The 16,822-nt window shown below is 64.2% G+C and carries 19 protein-coding genes and 1 pseudogene; 3 read left to right on the top strand and 17 right to left on the bottom strand.

Going from position 1 to position 16,822, the window contains the following annotated elements:
* Positions 1–32: 32 nt before the first annotated feature.
* Both pmbA and GV368_RS01330 read left to right on the top strand, forming a co-directional pair.
* On the top strand, positions 33–1,379 hold the full coding sequence (pmbA, locus tag GV368_RS01335) for a metalloprotease PmbA (RefSeq protein ID WP_169114797.1): 1,347 nt from the start codon (positions 33–35) through the stop codon (positions 1,377–1,379).
* A 383-nt stretch (positions 1,380–1,762) separates the two neighbouring features.
* A pseudogene (locus GV368_RS01330) lies at positions 1,763–2,844 on the top strand (TRAP transporter substrate-binding protein).
* A 51-nt stretch (positions 2,845–2,895) separates the two neighbouring features.
* On the opposite strand, the gene trpE reads toward GV368_RS01330, so the two are convergent.
* The 9 genes from trpE to GV368_RS01285 form a co-directional block, all read right to left on the bottom strand.
* Positions 2,896–4,383 (bottom strand): anthranilate synthase component I, encoded by a 1,488-nt coding sequence (gene trpE, locus GV368_RS01325; RefSeq protein WP_169114795.1) that lies wholly within the window; start codon positions 4,381–4,383, stop codon positions 2,896–2,898.
* A gap of 19 nt (positions 4,384–4,402) precedes the next feature.
* Positions 4,403–5,074, bottom strand: a complete 672-nt coding sequence (gene gph / locus GV368_RS01320; protein ID WP_169114793.1) for a phosphoglycolate phosphatase — start codon at positions 5,072–5,074, stop codon at positions 4,403–4,405.
* Positions 5,071–5,790, bottom strand: coding sequence for a ribulose-phosphate 3-epimerase (rpe, locus tag GV368_RS01315; protein WP_142804922.1), 720 nt, complete (start codon positions 5,788–5,790; stop codon positions 5,071–5,073). The genes gph and rpe overlap by 4 nt, the downstream gene beginning before the upstream one ends.
* Positions 5,787–6,446, bottom strand: coding sequence for an FHA domain-containing protein (locus GV368_RS01310; protein ID WP_142804921.1), 660 nt, complete (start codon positions 6,444–6,446; stop codon positions 5,787–5,789). The genes rpe and GV368_RS01310 overlap by 4 nt, the downstream gene beginning before the upstream one ends.
* An 11-nt stretch (positions 6,447–6,457) precedes the next feature.
* Positions 6,458–7,411 (bottom strand): ornithine cyclodeaminase family protein, encoded by a 954-nt coding sequence (locus tag GV368_RS01305; protein ID WP_169114784.1) that lies wholly within the window; start codon positions 7,409–7,411, stop codon positions 6,458–6,460.
* Positions 7,412–7,439: 28 nt separating this feature from the next.
* Entirely contained in the window at positions 7,440–8,333 is an 894-nt protein-coding gene (gene sucD / locus GV368_RS01300; RefSeq protein ID WP_169114782.1) for a succinate--CoA ligase subunit alpha, read from the bottom strand.
* Positions 8,334–8,360: 27 nt separating this feature from the next.
* Positions 8,361–9,530, bottom strand: a complete 1,170-nt coding sequence (gene sucC, locus GV368_RS01295) for an ADP-forming succinate--CoA ligase subunit beta (RefSeq protein ID WP_169114780.1) — start codon at positions 9,528–9,530, stop codon at positions 8,361–8,363.
* Between the two features lie 173 nt (positions 9,531–9,703).
* Positions 9,704–10,282: a DUF2889 domain-containing protein gene (locus GV368_RS01290; RefSeq protein WP_142804917.1), complete on the bottom strand. Its 579-nt coding sequence runs from the start codon at positions 10,280–10,282 to the stop codon at positions 9,704–9,706.
* A gap of 65 nt (positions 10,283–10,347) precedes the next feature.
* The gene (locus GV368_RS01285) at positions 10,348–11,094 is read right to left on the bottom strand and encodes a Nif3-like dinuclear metal center hexameric protein (protein WP_169114778.1); all 747 of its coding nucleotides are present in this window, start codon (positions 11,092–11,094) and stop codon (positions 10,348–10,350) included.
* Between the two features lie 23 nt (positions 11,095–11,117).
* Here GV368_RS01285 and GV368_RS01280 point away from each other — a divergent pair, with 23 nt between their 5' ends.
* On the top strand, positions 11,118–12,266 hold the full coding sequence (locus GV368_RS01280) for a S1C family serine protease (protein WP_169114769.1): 1,149 nt from the start codon (positions 11,118–11,120) through the stop codon (positions 12,264–12,266).
* On the opposite strand, the gene tatC is transcribed toward GV368_RS01280, so the two are convergent.
* The 8 genes from tatC to hisA all read right to left on the bottom strand — a co-directional run bounded on the left by tatC (position 12,267) and on the right by hisA (position 16,763).
* Positions 12,267–13,058, bottom strand: a complete 792-nt coding sequence (gene tatC, locus GV368_RS01275; protein ID WP_169114767.1) for a twin-arginine translocase subunit TatC — start codon at positions 13,056–13,058, stop codon at positions 12,267–12,269.
* A complete protein-coding gene (gene tatB, locus GV368_RS01270; RefSeq protein WP_169114765.1) occupies positions 13,055–13,621 on the bottom strand; it encodes a Sec-independent protein translocase protein TatB in 567 nt (188 codons plus the stop codon). The genes tatC and tatB overlap by 4 nt, the downstream gene beginning before the upstream one ends.
* A gap of 226 nt (positions 13,622–13,847) precedes the next feature.
* Complete coding sequence (gene tatA / locus GV368_RS01265) at positions 13,848–14,093, bottom strand: Sec-independent protein translocase subunit TatA (protein WP_169114763.1); 246 nt, start codon at positions 14,091–14,093, stop codon at positions 13,848–13,850.
* Between the two features lie 31 nt (positions 14,094–14,124).
* Positions 14,125–14,490 carry a histidine triad nucleotide-binding protein gene (locus GV368_RS01260; protein WP_142804911.1) on the bottom strand — a complete coding sequence of 122 codons (366 nt, stop codon included), beginning with the start codon at positions 14,488–14,490 and terminating at the stop codon, positions 14,125–14,127.
* The gene (locus GV368_RS01255) at positions 14,487–14,858 is read right to left on the bottom strand and encodes a phosphoribosyl-ATP diphosphatase (RefSeq protein ID WP_142804910.1); all 372 of its coding nucleotides are present in this window, start codon (positions 14,856–14,858) and stop codon (positions 14,487–14,489) included. The genes GV368_RS01260 and GV368_RS01255 overlap by 4 nt, the downstream gene beginning before the upstream one ends.
* Positions 14,855–15,241, bottom strand: a complete 387-nt coding sequence (gene hisI / locus GV368_RS01250; RefSeq protein WP_169114761.1) for a phosphoribosyl-AMP cyclohydrolase — start codon at positions 15,239–15,241, stop codon at positions 14,855–14,857. Before hisI ends, GV368_RS01255 begins: the two co-directional genes overlap by 4 nt.
* Positions 15,238–15,996, bottom strand: a complete 759-nt coding sequence (hisF, locus tag GV368_RS01245; RefSeq protein ID WP_142804908.1) for an imidazole glycerol phosphate synthase subunit HisF — start codon at positions 15,994–15,996, stop codon at positions 15,238–15,240. The genes hisI and hisF overlap by 4 nt, the downstream gene beginning before the upstream one ends.
* Positions 15,996–16,763 carry a 1-(5-phosphoribosyl)-5-[(5-phosphoribosylamino)methylideneamino]imidazole-4-carboxamide isomerase gene (gene hisA, locus GV368_RS01240; protein ID WP_142804907.1) on the bottom strand — a complete coding sequence of 256 codons (768 nt, stop codon included), beginning with the start codon at positions 16,761–16,763 and terminating at the stop codon, positions 15,996–15,998. The genes hisF and hisA overlap by 1 nt, the downstream gene beginning before the upstream one ends.
* Positions 16,764–16,822 lie beyond the last annotated feature (59 nt).

Below are 16,822 nucleotides of genomic sequence, written 5' to 3'. Positions count from 1 at the left end.
AATTATAAGCCAGTCCCCTAGGAGAGTCCTGAATGCCAGCGGTAGAATTTACCCATAGTCGCGTTGAATTGGCGCGCATCGCGGAGGCGACGCTCGAGCACGCACGCATGCTCGGGGCCGACGCAGCCGAAGTCAGCGTCTCCGAAGGTCGAGGCCTGTCGGTCACGGTACGCCGCGGCGCGCTTGAGACGCTCGAATACCATCGAGACAAAGGCTTGAGCGTCACGGTCTACGTCGGCCGACGCCGGGGGCACGCGAATTCCAGCGACATGAACCGGGAGGCGATCGATCGCACCGTCGCCGCCGCCGTGGCCATCGCCCGGCTCACCGCCGAGGACGAAGCGGCGGGCTTGCCCGACGAGAATCGCCTGGCCGACCCGCACACCCTTCCCGATCTATCGCTCTTCCATCCCTGGGCGCTGGAGGCCGAGTCGGCGATCGAGCTCGCCCGCGCCTGCGAGTCCTCCGCGCTTGCCGTGGACGAGCGCATCACCAATTCCGAAGGGGCGACGGTCTCGACCCAAGCCCACCAATTCGTACTCGCCAATTCCCTTGGTTTCCTCGCGGGTTACCCGACCACTGCCCATTCCTTCTCGTGCAGCGTCATCGCACAAGACGAAGCAGGAATGGAGCGCGACTACTGGTGGGACTGGCGGCGAGACCCGCTCGATCTGGAACCGGCCGAGCTGATCGGGCGCAGCGCCGGACGGCGCGCGATCGCTCGCCTCGGGGCGCGACGCATCCCCACCGGGACTTACCCCGTCGTATTGGACCACACCGTCTCGGGCAGCCTGCTGTCCCACTTCGTCCAGGCCGCGAGCGGCGGCGCCCTCTACCGCAAGGCCTCCTTTCTGCTCGACAAACTCGGTGAGCGGATTTTCTCGCCACACGTCACCATCCTCGAGGACCCCTTCATCCTCAAGGCTCCAGGCTCGGCCCCTTTCGACGACGAGGGCGTAGCCACGGCGCGGCGCACGGTGGTAGCCGAAGGCGTCCTACAGGGGTGGTTCCTCTCCACCTACTCCGGACGCAAACTGGGACTGCCGAGCACCGGCAACGCCGGCGGTGCGCACAACCTGCTCGTGCCGCCCACGCACGACAGCCGAGAGGCGCTACTGCGCGAGATGGGCAGGGGTCTGCTCGTCACCGAACTCATGGGGCACGGCGTCAATCCCGTCACCGGCGATTATTCCCGCGGAGCGGCCGGTTTCTGGGTGGAAAACGGCGAGATCACCCACCCGGTGAGTGAAATCACGATCGCCGGCAACCTGCTCGAGATGTTCGGCGCCATCCGTGGCGTGGCCAACGACGCCCGCCCTTGCCACCGCTACCGGATCGGTTCCACCCTGGTCGAAGCAATGCAAGTGGCCGGGGAATGATGGAGTTCAGCGGCTTTGCGCTACTATAGAGTACCTTGATGAACCGACTGCACGGCTGTATGACGGCCTTCTCCTGTGCCCGGATGCTCACCTCCCCAGGTGATGAGTCTCAGTCTCGCATCCTGGGCTCTGGAGGCCTTGCCCTGCAACCGTTCGGGATGGTTGTTCGAGGTACCCATGAAACGCTGCGAAAACACGCGCACGGACGCTCGTCCCATTCGTCGTCTCGCGGGCTTGCCAGACTACACGGCAAATGATTCTTGCGCCCGCTCTCGAGCGTCCGTCACCGTCATTCCCCTCGACGGGTTTTCGAGGTGTTTCAATTGACCATGGAAGGCCGCCATCTCGGTGTGCCGCTTGTTCGACAGAAAGGGAGACCAACCATGCAACGACGCAAATTCCTCCAGGGCGCGGGAATCGCGGGTATCCTCGCCAGCGGCACCGCTCCGGCCATCGTGATGGCGCAACAGAACATCCGCTGGCGCCTGGCCTCGAGCTTTCCCAAGTCGCTCGATACCATTTTCGGTGCAGCCGAAGAGTTGAGCAAGTCCATCAACGAGCTTTCCGAAGGAAAATTTCAGATCGATGTCTTCGCCGGCGGTGAATTGGTGCCGCCTTTCGGCGTGTTCGACGCGGTCCAACAGGGCACGGTCGAGATGGCACACTCGGCCTCGTACTACTTCGTCGGCAAGAACGACGCGCTCGCCTTCGACTGCGCCATCCCCTTCGGCCTCAACGCCCGCATGATCAATGCCTGGATGTACGACGCCGGCGGCCTGCAGCTGATGCGCGAGCTCTTCGCACGCTACGACATCGTCAACTTCCCTCTGGGCAACACCGGCGCGCAGTGGGGTGGATGGTACCGTAAGGAGATCAAGTCGGTCGACGACCTGAAAGGGCTGAAGATTCGCATCAGCAACCTTGCCGGCCGAGTGCTCACCAAGCTCGGTGCCGTACCGCAGGCGATCCCCGGCGGCGAGCTCTACCAGGCGCTGGAAAAGGGCACGATCGACGCGGTGGAGTGGACCACCGTTTATGACGACTACAAACTTGGTTTCCACAAGGTGGCACCCTACGGGTATTACCCCGCCTGGTGGGAAGGCGGCGCCCAGCTGTCGCTCTACGTCAACAAGAAAGCCTACGACGGCCTGCCCAAACGCTACAGGAACTGATCCGCATCGCCGCGAGCGATGCGCACACCCGCATGCTCGCCAAGTACGACGCGCGCAACCCGGACACGATCCGCAAGCTCGTGGCCGAAGGGGCGAAGATCAACCGCTTCCCCAAGGACATGATGGATGCCTCCTTCAAGGCTCGCAACGAACTCTTCGCCGAGCTCAACGACACCAACCCCGATTGGAAGAACATTTACGCGCACTATGAGAAATTCCTGCGCGACCAATATTCCTGGTTCCGTCTCTCGGAGATGAGCTACGACCAATACATGGCGAGCATCAAGCTTTGAGTCGAATCGGATTTGCGGTAGCACAGAACGGCCCCACGGGGCCGTTTTTCATTACGCCAGTGGTTCGTCGAGGCCGGCCTCGGCCATCTCGGCGGCCTTGAGCATCGCGCGCGCCTTGTTGCGCGTCTCCTGCCATTCGGCCTCGGGATTGGAATCGGCGACGATGCCCGCGCCCGCCTGCACGTGGATGGTCTCGTCCTTGATGACGGCGGTACGAATGGCGATCGCCAGATCCATCTCGCCGTGAAACCCGATGTAGCCCACCGCTCCGGCATAGATGCCGCGCTTCACCGGCTCGAGCTCGTCGATGATCTCCATGGCCCGCACCTTGGGTGCGCCGCTCACCGTCCCGGCGGGAAAGGTAGCGCGCAGCACCGACAAGGGCGTCTCCTGCTCTCCGAGTTCCCCCTCGACCTGCGAGACGATGTGCATCACGTGGGAATAGCGCTCGATGGCGAAGGATTCGGTCACTTTCACCGAACCGATTCTCGCCACGCGCCCCACGTCGTTGCGTCCCAGATCGAGCAATTGCACGTGTTCGGCGCGCTCTTTCTCATCGGCGAGGAGCTCGCGCTCGAGCGCCTGATCTTCGGCAGAAGTGGCGCCGCGCGGGCGCGTCCCGGCGATGGGTCGCACGATCACTTTGCGCGCCGTTCCCTCGTCTTCGAGCCGCACGAGGATCTCGGGCGAAGCCCCCACGACGTGGAACTCCTCGAAATCGAAATAGAAGAGATAGGGCGAAGGGTTGAGCGAGCGGATGGCGCGGTAGAGCGTGAGCGGATCGGCATGGAACGGCTTGCTCATGCGCTGCGACAACACCACCTGCATGACGTCGCCGTCGACGATGTAGCGCTTGACGCGCTCCACCGAGGCCTTGAAGGCTTCCTCGCCGAAGGCCGATACCGGCTCGCCGGGTGGGAACGGACGCGAAACGGGGATACGCACCGGCGTGCGCAGCCGCTCGAGCAGTTCCTGCAGGCGTTTCTTGGCGCGGCGATAGGCGCCCGGCACCTCGGGCTCGGCATAGACCACCAGCGTGAGCTTGCCGGTGAGGTTGTCGACGATGGCGAGCTCTTCGGAGACGAGCAGCAGGATGTCGGGCGTACCGATCGGGTCGGGCTTCTCGATGCCGGCGAGCCGCGGTTCGATGTAGCGCACCGTGTCGTAGCCGAAGTAACCCACGAGCCCGCCGAGGAAACGCGGCAGCCCGGCGCGCGGCGGCACCTTGATGCGGTCGAGATACTCACCGATGAAGGTGAGCGGATCGCCGTAATCGCGCCGCTCCACGAGCCGGTTGCCGTGCAGCAGCAAGGCGCTGCGGCCATAGACTTCGAGGCGCACGGGGCTGGAGAGCCCGATCATGGAGTAGCGCCCGAAACGCTCGCCGCCTTGCACCGATTCGAGCAGGTAGCTCCACGGCCCGTCGGCGAGCTTGAGATACAGGGAGAGCGGCGTGTCGAGGTCGCAAAAAGTGGTGAGCGTGACCGGGATGCGGTTGTAGCCCTGCGCCGCGAGGGCGTCGAATTCGGATTCCTGCATGGCTTCGCCCTGGAAGGACTCAAGCCAAGTAGTTTAGCAGCTCGGGGAAGCGATCGAGAAAGACTGAAGCCGGCAGACGGCGTAAAGATTCCGGGTCGCCGTAGCCATAGGTGACGAGCGCCACCGCCACCCCCGCCCCCTGCCCTGCCTGGGCGTCGATAGCCGAATCGCCGACGAGCAGGGCCCGCTCGCTCGGACGGTTGAGGTGTTCGCAAGCATGCAGCACCATGGCCGGGTCGGGCTTCTTCACCGGCAGGGTATCGCCGGCGACGACGACGTCGAAAAACGGCGCGAGGTCGAGCGCTTCGAGCAGCGGCAGGGTGAATTTCCAGTCCTTGTTGGTCACGCAGCCCATCACCAGGCCGCGGCAGGAGAGCTCGGCGAGCGTCTCCGGTACCCCCTCGTAGGGGCGGCTCGCCATCCCGTTGACCTCGGCATAGTGCGCCTTGAAACGTTCCAGGGCCGCGGCCACCTCTGCCGGGTCGGTGCGTCCGTTGGCCGCCATGAAACGGCGGACCAGCTCGGCGATGCCATCACCAACCCAACGGCGAATCTCCAGCAGCGAGGACATCGGCAGACCGAGGTCGCTCGAGGTGCGCGCCGCGGCCTCGGCGAGGTCGGGCAAGGTATCGACCAGGGTTCCATCCAGGTCGAACAGCAAGGCTTCCGCCGCGATCGGCTTGGCACTCATCCTTTTTTCCTTTCCACGGTTTGCAACCGACTCCTCATCCCGGCGATGATAGAATCGTAACGATGCGGGTCGTCGGCCCGAGCAGCACCGAACACCGCCGAACCGGCGACGAAGACATCTGCTCCCGCCGCTGCCACTTCGGCGATGTTGTCGAGGTTCACGCCGCCGTCGACTTCCAAGAGCAGACGACGACCGCTCTCCTCGGCATAACGATCTAGCATCTTACGCGCAGCGACGATTTTTTTCAAGGTATGCACAATGAAACGCTGCCCGCCGAAACCGGGGTTGACGCTCATGAGAAGGACGAAATCGAGCCGGTCGAGCACATGTTCGAGCCAGACGAGCGGGGTGGCCGGATTGAACACGAGCCCCGCGCGGCAGCCACAGGAGCGAATGAGCTCGAGCGTGCGATCGACGTGCTCGGATGCCTCGGGATGAAACGAGATGAGATCCGCCCCGGCTTCGGCGAACTGCGGCACGAGCGCGTCGACCGGTTTCACCATGAGGTGGACGTCGATCGGCACCGAGGCGTAGGGTTTGATCGCGCGGCACACCATCGGCCCCATCGTGAGATTGGGGACGTAATGATTGTCCATCACGTCGAAGTGGATCCAATCGGCCCCGGCGGCGATCACGTCGCGCACCTCTTCACCCAGGCGAGCGAAGTCCGCCGACAAGAGACTGGGGGCAATCAGGAAAGGGGAAGACGGCTTCATCGAGCAGGAGGAGGTCCGTAGAGAAAAACGAATTCGAGAGAATCGATGATGACCCGATCCCGATCGCGCAAAGGCACGAGGGAGGTCGTGGGAATGCTGCCGTTGACCCTGGGGGGCTGACCGCTCTCATGGCGTAGGAGTACCCGCCAGCCTTGATCGATGAGCGCGATCACGGTATGGCCGGGTTTCCCTAGACGAGTGATTTCCCGAACCAAGGGAAGCGTTCGGTTGTTCTGTCCTTCGCTCGACTCTAGGCGGAGCTGAGGAACGAGCCCCCGACGCAAGGGCGCACTCTGGGGCACGAACGGCCAAGGCAGGGTTCGTTCGAGCGGCGAAGCCCCGTAGAGGAAGCGGTAATGGGCGATACGGAAAACCTCTCCCGGTTTGAGGCGGTATTGCTGGATCCTTTGGCCGTCGACCCAGGTGCCATTGCGACTTCCGAGGTCTTCGACGAGAATCGCATCTCCCAGAGGTCGTATGCGAGCATGCCGTCCGCTCACCGCCAGGCTATCTATGCGGATATCGTTGTCGGCTTTACGGCCGATGAAGAACTCCCGGTTGGGAAGATCGACGCGCACGAGTTCGCTGCCGTGATGGATCACCCGTAGATGACCCGTACCGGAGAGCACGTCCCGGTTGGCAGCAAACCGATTCATGGTATGCCGCCTCAGTACGGAAGAGGGTGACCGAGCCCGCGCTCACGCGCACGCTCGAGCACGAGCGCGGCCACGGCCAGATCCTGTATCGCCATGCCCTGCGATTCGAAGAGCGTGATTTGACGCTCGTGCGCGCGCCCGGGGCGCATGCCGGCGATCACCTCACCCAGTTCCGCCCACAGGCCCGGGCGGGTGCGGCCTTTTTCCAGCGCCGGTAAGAGATCCCCCGCTTCGCGCAAGGCCACCTCGCGGCTATCGACGCAGATGAGGTCGGCGCGCAGCACGGCCTTCTCCGGCAGCTCCTGGCGCGCGAGGCTGTTCGAACCGGCTGCGTTGAGGTGAACGCCTTCGCTGAGCCAGTCTGCATCGAGCACCGGTTTCGGCGAGGTGGTGACGGTGACGACGACGTCGGCGCCCCGCACCGCTGCCTCGACCGACTCGGCCGGCACGAACTGCCGCCCCGTGCGTCGAGCCATGGTCTCGCAGAAGGCACGCACGTGCTCGGGGGTACGTGCAGCGACGCGAAAGGTTTCGATCGGCAGCGTTTCGGCGAGCGCCAGGGCCTGTCCCTGGGCCTGCCAGCCGGCGCCGACGATGGCGGCGATTTTTGCGTCGGGCCGGGCGAGGTACTTCGCCGCCACGCCGCCGGCGGCGCCGGTACGCATCATGCCCAGCGTATCGGCTTCCAGCACGGCGACGGGCTCGCCCGTATCGCTATCGAAGACGTGCACCCAGAAGCGCGCCCGTCCCCCCGAGGAGGTATAGACTTTGAATCCGGTGAGCCGCTTGTCGGGCACGGCGCCTTGCAGCATGTGCGTGATCGAGGTGGGAAGACGCACCCGCTGGCGCGGGTAATCCACCACCTCGCCACGGGCATGCGCCGCCATCACCGCCTCGACGGCGGCGAGCACCGAAGGCATGTCGAGCAGCCCGGCGACTTCTTCTTCCGTGAGATACAAGGCCACGATTGCCTCCTCGGCGTAAGGAATGGGATCAGAGCAGGCTCTTCAATAGCTTACCCATCTCGGACGGGTTGCGCGTGACTTTGAAGCCGCACGATTCCATGATCTCGAGCTTGGCTTCGGCCGTCTCGGCGCCCGTGGAAATGATGGCACCGGCGTGTCCCATGCGTTTGCCCGGAGGCGCCGTGACCCCGGCGATAAAGCCCACGACGGGCTTTTTGAAGTGCTCCTTGCACCACATGGCCGCGTCGACCTCGTCGGTACCGCCGATCTCGCCGATCATGATGACCGCATCGGTGTCGGGGTCGTCGTTGAACATCTTCATCACGTCGAGGTGCTTGAGCCCGTTGATCGGGTCGCCGCCGATACCCACCGCGCTCGACTGCCCCAGGCCCAGCTCGGTGAGCTGCGCCACTGCTTCATAGGTGAGCGTACCGGAGCGCGAAACCACGCCGACGCGCCCTTTCTTGTGGATGTGACCGGGCATGATGCCGATCTTGAGTTCGTCCGGCGTGATGATGCCGGGACAGTTGGGCCCCAGCAGGAGGGTTTCCTTGCCACCGGCGGCGACCTTGTGCTTCATCTTGTTGCGCACGATGAGCATGTCGCGCACCGGGATGCCCTCGGTGATGCAGATGACGAGATCGAGGTCGGCCTCGACCGCTTCCCAGATGGCATCGGCCGCGCCGGCCGGCGGCACGTAGATGACCGAGACGGTGGCGCCGGTGGCCTCTTTCGCCTCTTTCACCGAGGCGAAGATGGGAATGTCGAAAATCTTCTCGCCGGCCTTCTTGGGATTGACGCCCGCCACGAAACAGTTGCGGCCGTTGGCGTACTCGAGGCATTTCTCGGTATGGAACTGAGCGGTCTTGCCGGTGATACCCTGGGTGATGACTTTCGTATCTTTGTTGATCAGGATCGACATGGGTGGATTCCTCGACGGCGGGTTCGGTCAATGAGCGGCAGAGACGGCGGCGACGATCTTCTGCGCCGCGTCGGCCATCGTTTCGGCGGAGATGATGGGCAGGCCGGATTCGGCGAGGATCTTCTTGCCGATGTCCTCGTTCGTGCCCTTCATGCGCACCACGAGCGGCACGTTCAATTGCACTTCGCGCGCGGCGGCCACCACGCCGTTGGCGATGGTGTCGCAGCGCATGATGCCGCCGAAGATATTGACCAGAATCCCTTTCACCTTGGGATTGCGCAGCATGATCTTGAAGGCCGCGGTGACTTTTTCGGTCGTGGCGCCGCCGCCCACGTCGAGGAAGTTGGCCGGTTCGCCGCCGAAGAGCTTGATCGTGTCCATCGTGGCCATGGCCAGTCCCGCGCCATTGACCAGACAGCCGATGTTGCCATCGAGCGCGATGTAGGAGAGCCCATACTTGGAGGCTTCCACCTCGTCGGGGTCTTCTTCGTCGAGGTCGCGGTAGGCCACGATCTCGGGGTGACGGAAGAGCGCGTTGTCGTCGAAATTGAACTTCGCATCCAGCGCCTTGATGCCGCCGTCGCCCTCGAGGATGAGCGGATTGATCTCGGCAAGCGATGCATCCGTCTCCATGTAGCAGGTGTAGAGCTTCTTCAAGGTATCGACGGCCGCCGGCACGGACGCATCGGGGATGCCGATGCCGCGCGCGAGCCGCTCGGCCTCTTCATCGGGGAAACCGACGATGGGATCGATGAAGGTCTTGAGGATTTTTTCCGGGGTCTTCGCCGCGACTTCCTCGATTTCCATGCCGCCCTCGCTGGAGGCGAGCACGGCGACTTTCTGCGTGGCCCGGTCGGTGAGGACCGAGACGTAGTATTCGTGTTTGATGTCGGCGCCTTCTTCGATGAGCAGGCGCTTGACGATCTGGCCTTCGGGTCCGGTCTGGTGCGTGACCAACCGCATGCCGAGGATGGCCGAGGCGTGTTGACGCACTTCATCGAGCGAACGCGCGAGTTTGACGCCGCCGCCCTTGCCGCGCCCGCCGGCGTGGATCTGGGCTTTCACCACCCACACGGGGCCGCCGAGCGACTCGGCCACCTTCATTGCTTCTTCTACCGAAAACGCCGGCCCGCCCTTGGGCGTACGGATGCCGAATTTTCTCAGGACTTCCTTGGCTTGATATTCATGGATTTTCATGGTCACCCTTCGCTTGTTTATGCGACGCCCCAGGGGGCAATGCTTGGTCGTTCATGACGCAACGGTCGATGGTACGGCCGAAAGAAACCGCAGCCGTCCTACCGCCAGCGCCTTCTCAGCAAAAAACCATAGCCTGGTGGATGTAATTATAACGGCAATCCCCCGACCTCCTTTCACCCGTTTTCTTCGCAGCAAGGCTGCGCCTGCCTCCTCGGTCGATACCATCGAGGGTAGTAAGCGGCAACGGCAGGGGAAGAGGTCGTATCGAGGGCGTGGCACCCATCAAGTTGAAAGGGTTTTCTATCCCCTTCATCTTCGCGCTTCTTGAAAGTGGCCCAGGTCTGGATCGCCGCGGTGGGCAAGGCATAGAGGAGCTCCGTGAGGTGGGTGCAACCTTTGATACCGGCAAACAGCGCCCCGACGTCGCGGCGAAACCCTCGCAGCAGGTTGAGCCCGATCAAGCGACGATACGCAGGAGCGATGGCTTCGCAGGTGCCAGGATAAGGTACCCAAGGACTCTCGGCCTGGGCGTCGACGATCGTGAATTCGTCATCCACCGTGATGCGAACGTGCATCTGATGGATCGGTTCACCCGCCTTGCGCAGACCCGAGGCAAGGGGATAGTCGAGCGTTTTCACGTCCGTGAGCGTGGCTTCGAGTTCGAGCAGGCCATCGTCGCGCAGATAACCTTCGATGTCGATGGTTCTGCGGTGAATGCGCCGTCGTGAAGAGGCAGTGGAGGATGATTCCATGATCGTTCAAAGGATGGGACGGACGAAAAAGAACATATTAACGCATAACGTGCGCCAGTTCGACCTCACACCGGGCTGGGAACGTCGTGATAGTCGACCTCGAGCCCGTGCTCCTGCGCTAGCCAGCGCCCCAGCGCCTGCACGCCGAAACGCTCGGTGGCATGGTGCCCCGCGGCGATGAAGGCCACCCCCGCATCGCGCGCCAGATGCACGCAGGGCTCGGAGATCTCGCCAGTGACATAGACGTCCACCCCCTCGCCGATCGCCGCGGCGAATTCACCCTGCGCCGCGCCGCTACACCAGGCGAGCCGCTCGATGCGCCGTTGCGGCTCCCCCAGCACCAGCGGTGTGCGATCGAGCACGGCGTTCAGCCGCTCGGCGAGCGCGGCGAGCGTCGTCTCCCCCTCGGGCCGACCGAGCCAGACGAGATCTTCCCCGCCGCAGCGCCCCTCGGCCCGCCAGCCCATCGCCCGTGCCCAAACGGCATTGTTGCCGACTTCGGGATGGGCATCGAGCGGCAAATGGTAGGCGATGAGGCTCACCTCGTGCACGAGCAGCGGCCGCAGGCGCCGACGACGCCAGGCGGTAAGCGTAGGGTCCTCGCCACGCCAGAAGAAGCCATGATGCACCAGGATCGCGTCGTAGCCGCCCGCGATCGCGTATTCGATGAGTTCGAGGTTGGCCGTCACGCCGCAGAGCACGCGCCCCACTTCCGACCGTCCTTCCACTTGCAGCCCGTTTGGGCAATAATCGCGAAACGATGCGGGTTGCAAGAGAGCGTCCAGGGCCTCTACCAAATCCGTCAATCGCATGCTCGCCGCTCCTCGAGGAACCGATGAAGAAACTATGGCAGATTTTCGCGCAAACCGTCACCGTCGTCGCACTGGCCGGCTTCGTCGTGGCGCACCTCAAGCCGCACTGGTGGTTCGACACCGGTGCCCCGCTCATCGTCGAGCGCGACGCCCCCACCATCCCGGCGCCAGCGGCCAAAGATTACCGCTTCGCTGCCGCCCGGGGCGCCTCCGCCGTCGTTTCACTTCAGCCCATGGAGCCGAATCAGGCGGAAAACGGCGAAACACCGCGACCCTTGCAGCTACCCGAAGGCCACCCCGAGGTTCCGCTACCCGACGAAGACTCGATGCGCTTGCCCGAAGCCATGGGCTCGGCAGTCATCGTCACCGACGACGGAGTGCTCGTAACCAACGCCCACGTCGTACAAGGACACGAGCGTTTCCTGGCGCGCTTCGGTGACGGGCGCAGTGTTCCGGCACGCGTCGCCGGACGCGACCAGGAGAGCGACCTCGCCATCCTGCGGCTCGAGGATTCCGGCCCCTTCCCTGCCCTTCCTTTCGCTCCGCCAGATAGTTTCGACGTGGGCGACGTGGTGCTCGCGGTAGGACACCCCTTTGGCGTGGGGCAAACGGTGACGATGGGCATCATTTCGGCACTGGGGCGCAACGACCTTGGCTTGTCCACGTTCGAGAATTTCATCCAAACCGATGCGGCGATCAATCCCGGCAACTCGGGGGGCGCGCTCGTGGACACGCAAGGGCGCCTACTGGGCATCAACACCGCCATTTTTTCGCGCACCGGCGGGTCATTGGGAATCGGGTTCGCCATTCCCGTGCAGATCGTTCAGCCAGTGGTCGCAGAACTGAGCACCCGCGGTTACGTGCGCCGCGGCTGGGTCGGGGTGCAGCTGCAACCGCTCGAGAACACCCTGGCCGACGCGATGGGGATCATCACCCGCGAAGGCGCGCTAGTGGCCGCGGTCTTGCCCGATTCCCCGGCCGCCGCGGCCAGCCTCAAACCCGGTGACGTCATTCTTGCCATCGATGGCAAACCGACTCGCACGGTACGCGAGGTGCTCGACATGGTCGCGGCGACCCCCCCTGGCAAGGAAATCACGCTGTGGATCGAACGCGAACGACGGACGATCGAAGTGCGCCTCGTCACGGGAGAACGGCCACACCAGGGGTCGTGATCAGTCCTGCGTCCGTTGCGGCGAGGTCTCTTCGCGGGGCAAGGGCAAGCTCTCCTCTGTCGCGCGCTTGCGCGGCTTGCCCCAGCGCACGAACAAGATACCGAGCTCATAGAGCAAGATCATCGGCACCGCCAGCATGAACTGGGAGATGACGTCGGGCGGGGTGACGATCGCCGCGATGACGAACGCGCCGACGATCACATAAGGACGTGCCTCCCGGAGCTTGGTGGCGTCGACCACGCCCGCCTTGGCGAGCAGGATCACCGCGACGGGAACTTCGAACGTCACGCCGAAAGCGACGAACATCGTCATCACGAAGCCGAGATACTGCTCGATGTCCGGCGCCACCTGGACGCTCGCCGGCGCGAACTCAGCGATGAAGCGAAACACGCCACGAAAGACGAAGAAGTAGCAGAACGCCACGCCGAGCAGAAAGAGCACGGTGGAAGCGATCACCAAGGGGGCTATGAGACGCTTTTCGTGCGCATACAGCCCTGGGGCGACGAAAGCCCATGCCTGGTAGAGCACATAAGGCAAGGCGACGAAAAAGGCGAGAAGAATGGTCACCTTGATCGGCACGAAAAACGGCGTGACGACGCCGGTGGCGATCATGGTCGAACCCGCCGGCAAAGCGTCCAGCATGGGCTGGGCGAGAAGGTCATACCAGAAACTCGCCCAGGGCACGAGACAAAGAAAGACGAGCAACACCGCGAGGGCCGCGCGAATCAAACGGCTACGCAGCTCGATCAAATGCGACAGGAAGCTGTCTTCCGTGGGCGTCGATTCGCTCATGACGATGCCTTCCCGATGCCCTGTGGCATAGATGCCGAAGGAACGGGCTCCGTGCTCGACGACACCGAGCCCGCCCCGGGGAAGGAAACCAGAGGCTCGCGCTTCTCCTCCTCGGGCAAAGCGCCCATGTCGGCCGTCGACACCGAAGAGGCAGACACCTCGGCGGACGAAGTAGTCGCATCCTGCCCCGCAACCGGCTCATTCGCTTCGGCAGACGGACGCTGCCCCGGTGCAGAACGGGAAAACGAGGCACCATCCTCGACGGCAAGCGCCTGACGCGCCTCCTCGAGACTCTGGCGCAGGGGCGCCTGGACGTCCTCGGCCTGCCGCCGCATCGTCTCTTGCAGCTCACGCGCCTGGGCTTCGATCTGAGACTGGAGTTTTTTCAACTCCTCGAGCTGCAACTCGCGCTCGATGTCCGCCTTGACGCCGGAGACGTAACGTTGCAACCGTCCGATGAGTTCTCCCGCCGTGCGCGCGGCTTTGGGGAGACGCTCAGGGCCCAGGACGATGAGCGCCACCACGGCGAGCAGAATCATCTCGGAGAAACCGATGTCGAACACCCCTACCTCTCAGTCGGATGATGAATAACCGGCGCACACGCCTTCAGGGCAAGGCGCCCGGAGCGGGAGCCCTATCTCCTAGACCGGCGCGTCGCCGGGAACCGTGCAATGCCGCCATGCAGCGGCGCAGTGCTCGGGGATGCGCGACATCCAGGAGCATCTGCGCTCCAAAACACATCGGCATGCCAGCGCGAATCAGGTCGGTTCGAAGCGCCCGATGGTCGGCTCACGCCCGAGGCTGCGACGCGTCGCTCTTTTCCCGCACCGTGCCTTCGATCGTCGTCTGGTCGCTCACGGCCTTGGGTGAGGTAGCAGCGGCGTTCTCATCTTCCTCTGCGCTCTTCATCCCTTCCTTGAATCCACGTACGGCGCCTCCGAGATCCTGCCCGATGTTGCGCAGCTTCTTCGTACCGAAGATGAGCACCACGACCAAGAGCACGATGAGCCAGTGCCAGATACTGAATGAACCCATGATCATTTTCCTCCTGAATGCGCTTGCCGGTTCAGCGCTTGAGCATGATGGGCAGAGGCTCGTTTCCCCCGCCGAGCAGATGCACGTGCAGGTGCATCACTTCCTGGCGGCCGATGCGCCCGGTGTTGATGATGGTGCGCCAACCGTCGGCACAACCGGCCGCGAGCGCCACCTTGGTGGCGGCCACCATCAGGCGCCCCATCCAGCCGGCGTCGTCGTCGGTGAGCTCTTTGGTCGAAGGAATGTGGTGCTTTGGGATCACCAGCAGATGGACCGGTGCTACCGGACGGATGTCGTGGAACGCCAGCACCTCGTCGTCTTCATAGACTTTCTTCGCCGGGATCTCGCCCGCGACGATCTTGCAGAACACGCAGTTCGGATCGGCTTGCGTCGTCATGCTTTCCCTCCTTTGGCAATCACCACCGATTCGGCCTCCGCCGCCGTGGCCAGGCGCGCGCGTTTCTCGTCGATACCCGAGACGCCCTCCCGACGGCGGAATTCGGCGGCTATGTCCTCGACCGACAGGCCGAAGTGCGCGAGCAGCACCATGGTATGGAACCACAGGTCGGTGACTTCCCACACCAGATGCAGCCGATCGCCGTCTTTGGCCGCCATGATCACTTCGGCGGACTCTTCGGCCACTTTCTTGAGGATGGCCTCCGTGCCCTTTTGGTACAGGCTGGAGACATAGGACTGGTCGGGATCGGCCGCCTTGCGTTCGGCGAGCGTCTGGCTGACGCGGCGTAGCACTTCCAAGTCGATCATGAGTATATCTCCTTCGGATCCTTCACCACCGCTTCGACGACTTTCCAAGCTCCGTCACGCCAGACGCGGTAAAAGCAACTCCGCCGTCCGGTGTGACAGGCAATGCCGCCCTTTTGTTCGACGCGCAGCAGCAGCGCGTCGCCATCGCAGTCGAGCCGCAGCTCGACCAATTTTTGCACGTGCCCGGACGTCTCGCCTTTGGCCCATAGCCGGCCGCGCGAGCGTGACCAGTAGACGGCCTGACCGCGTGCGATCGTCTCGGCCAGCGCCTCGCGGTTCATCCAGGCGAGCATGAGCACCTCGCCCGTGCTCGCGTCCTGCGCGATCGCCGGTACGAGGCCGGAAGCATCCCAGCGGATCTGCTCGAACAGGTCTTCGCTCACAGCCGCACCTCCACGCCGGCCGCCTGCATCGCCTCCTTCGCCTGGCGGATGCTGTATTCGCCGAAATGAAAGATGGAGGCGGCGAGCACCGCATCGGCGTGCCCCTGCGTGACGCCCTCGACCAGATGCTGCAGCGTACCCACGCCGCCGCTCGCGATCACCGGCACCGGCACGGCGTCGGATACCGCACGGGTGAGCTCGAGGTCGAATCCCTGCTTGGTGCCGTCGCGATCCATGCTGGTGAGCAGGATCTCACCCGCACCGAGCGCGCAGACCTTTTGCGCCCATTCGATGGCGTCGAGCCCCGTGTCGACGCGCCCCCCATGGGTGAAGACCGACCAGCGCTCGGGCGCGACGCGCTTGGCGTCGATGGCCACGACGATGGCCTGCGAGCCGACACGATCGGCCGCCTCGGCGATGAGCTCGGGTCGCTGCACAGCCGCCGTGTTGATGCTCACCTTGTCGGCCCCGGCGAGCAGCAGCGCGCGCACGTCCTCGAGGCGGCGCACCCCCCCGCCCACCGTCAAAGGAATGAAGACGCACTCGGCCACCCGCGCGACGACGTCGAGCAAAATGGCCCGCTCTTCGCTGGAGGCCGTGATGTCGAGAAAAGTGAGCTCGTCGGCCCCCTCGGCATCGTAACGCCGGGCGATCTCCACCGGGTCGCCCGCATCGCGCAACGACACGAAATTGACCCCCTTGACCACGCGACCGGCATGGACGTCCAGACAAGGGATGACGCGCTTGGCAAGCATCAGGCCGTCCTCTGCGCGCTGCGCCGCGCCGCGAGTTCGTCGGCGAGCGCCTGCGCCGCTTTGAAGTCCAGCGTGCCTTCGTAGATGGCGCGCCCGGTGATCGCTCCGATCACGCCGTCTTCCTCGATGGCGCACAGCGCCTCGATGTCGGTGAGCGAGGCGATGCCGCCGCTGGCGATCACCGGCGTGGCACGCAGCGCGCGCGCGAGCCGCGCCGTCGCCTCGACGTTCACCCCGGAGAGCATCCCGTCGCGGCCGATGTCGGTATAGACGATGGCCTCCACGCCGTAGTCCTCGAACTTGCGCGCGAGCTCGACGACGTCGTGGCCGCTCGAACGCGACCAACCGTCGATCGCCACCTTGCCGTCCTTGGCGTCCAGCCCCACCATGACGTGGCCGGGGAAGGCGACGCAGGCGTCCTGCAGGAACCCGGGGTGTTTGACCGCCGCCGTGCCGATGATGACGTATTCGATGCCCAGTTCCACGTAACGATCGATCGTATCGAGATCGCGGATGCCGCCGCCGAGCTGCACCGGCACCTCGCCGTCGATTTCTTCCAGGATGGCCTCGATCGCCGCGAGGTTCTTCGGCTTGCCGGCGAAGGCCCCGTCGAGGTCGACGAGGTGCAGCCGCCGCGCCCCCTGGTCGAGCCAATGGCGCGCCATGGCGGCCGGATCTTCGGAGAACACCGTGGCCTCTTCCATGCGCCCCTGGCGCAAGCGGACGCATTGGCCGTTTTTCAGATCGATGGCGGGAATCAACAGCATGATGTCACAGGTCCCGTTGGGCGGTCTCGGCCGCCGTCGTTGTCACCCGGTGCGGCGAA

This window comes from Tepidiphilus baoligensis (assembly GCF_012911495.1).
In the GTDB taxonomy this organism is placed as follows: Bacteria; Pseudomonadota; Gammaproteobacteria; order Burkholderiales; family Rhodocyclaceae; genus Tepidiphilus; species Tepidiphilus olei.
Note: the sequence above shows the minus strand (reverse complement) of the source record. Positions and strands in the feature narration are given on the sequence as shown.

What these genes read in the sequence shown, in the direction of transcription:
- pmbA (WP_169114797.1), top strand. Translation starts at nt 33, where the DNA reads ATGCCAGCGGTAGAATTTACCCATAGTCGCGTTGAATTGGCGCGCATC.
- trpE (WP_169114795.1), bottom strand. Translation starts at nt 4,383, where the DNA reads ATGCAGGAATCCGAATTCGACGCCCTCGCGGCGCAGGGCTACAACCGC.
- gph (WP_169114793.1), bottom strand. Translation starts at nt 5,074, where the DNA reads ATGAGTGCCAAGCCGATCGCGGCGGAAGCCTTGCTGTTCGACCTGGAT.
- rpe (WP_142804922.1), bottom strand. Translation starts at nt 5,790, where the DNA reads ATGAAGCCGTCTTCCCCTTTCCTGATTGCCCCCAGTCTCTTGTCGGCG.
- GV368_RS01310 (WP_142804921.1), bottom strand. Translation starts at nt 6,446, where the DNA reads ATGAATCGGTTTGCTGCCAACCGGGACGTGCTCTCCGGTACGGGTCAT.
- sucD (WP_169114782.1), bottom strand. Translation starts at nt 8,333, where the DNA reads ATGTCGATCCTGATCAACAAAGATACGAAAGTCATCACCCAGGGTATC.
- sucC (WP_169114780.1), bottom strand. Translation starts at nt 9,530, where the DNA reads ATGAAAATCCATGAATATCAAGCCAAGGAAGTCCTGAGAAAATTCGGC.
- GV368_RS01290 (WP_142804917.1), bottom strand. Translation starts at nt 10,282, where the DNA reads ATGGAATCATCCTCCACTGCCTCTTCACGACGGCGCATTCACCGCAGA.
- GV368_RS01285 (WP_169114778.1), bottom strand. Translation starts at nt 11,094, where the DNA reads ATGCGATTGACGGATTTGGTAGAGGCCCTGGACGCTCTCTTGCAACCC.
- GV368_RS01280 (WP_169114769.1), top strand. Translation starts at nt 11,118, where the DNA reads ATGAAGAAACTATGGCAGATTTTCGCGCAAACCGTCACCGTCGTCGCA.
- tatC (WP_169114767.1), bottom strand. Translation starts at nt 13,058, where the DNA reads ATGAGCGAATCGACGCCCACGGAAGACAGCTTCCTGTCGCATTTGATC.
- tatA (WP_169114763.1), bottom strand. Translation starts at nt 14,093, where the DNA reads ATGGGTTCATTCAGTATCTGGCACTGGCTCATCGTGCTCTTGGTCGTG.
- GV368_RS01260 (WP_142804911.1), bottom strand. Translation starts at nt 14,490, where the DNA reads ATGACGACGCAAGCCGATCCGAACTGCGTGTTCTGCAAGATCGTCGCG.
- GV368_RS01255 (WP_142804910.1), bottom strand. Translation starts at nt 14,858, where the DNA reads ATGATCGACTTGGAAGTGCTACGCCGCGTCAGCCAGACGCTCGCCGAA.
- hisF (WP_142804908.1), bottom strand. Translation starts at nt 15,996, where the DNA reads ATGCTTGCCAAGCGCGTCATCCCTTGTCTGGACGTCCATGCCGGTCGC.
- hisA (WP_142804907.1), bottom strand. Translation starts at nt 16,763, where the DNA reads ATGCTGTTGATTCCCGCCATCGATCTGAAAAACGGCCAATGCGTCCGC.